This is a genomic window from Streptomyces sp. NRRL S-1022, assembly GCF_000720135.1.
In the GTDB taxonomy this organism is placed as follows: domain Bacteria; phylum Actinomycetota; class Actinomycetes; order Streptomycetales; family Streptomycetaceae; genus Streptomyces.
This window is the reverse complement of sequence record NZ_JOIU01000162.1, coordinates 1-338: the sequence shown is the minus strand read 5'-3', so window position 1 is coordinate 338 and position 338 is coordinate 1. Positions and strand designations below refer to the sequence as shown.

General features: G+C 74.3%; 1 protein-coding gene. It reads left to right on the top strand.

Going from position 1 to position 338, the window contains the following annotated elements; translation table 11 throughout:
• The coding region (locus tag IG05_RS43290; protein WP_158839171.1) for an SDR family NAD(P)-dependent oxidoreductase at positions 1–338 on the top strand (338 nt) is incomplete at both ends.

Sequence of the window (338 nt, the reverse complement as noted above, 5' to 3'; positions counted from 1 at the left end):
CGGTGTTGATCACCGGTGGTACCGGTTCGCTGGCCGGTGTGCTGGCCCGGCACCTGGTGACCCGGCACGGCATCCGGCACCTGGTCCTGGTCAGCCGCAGTGGCTTGGCGGCCGAGGGGGCGCCGGAGCTGGTCGCGGAGCTGGAGGCGCTGGGCGCCGAGTCCGTCACGGTGCCCGCCTGTGACGTGACCGACCGGGACGCGGTGGCCGCGCTGCTCACCGGCGTGACCGGGAGCGGGCCCCGGCTGACCGCCGTAGTCCACGCGGCGGGTGTCTTCGACGCCGGTGTGGTCGGTGAGATCGAACCCGAGCGGCTGGAGCGGGTGTTCGCGCCCAAG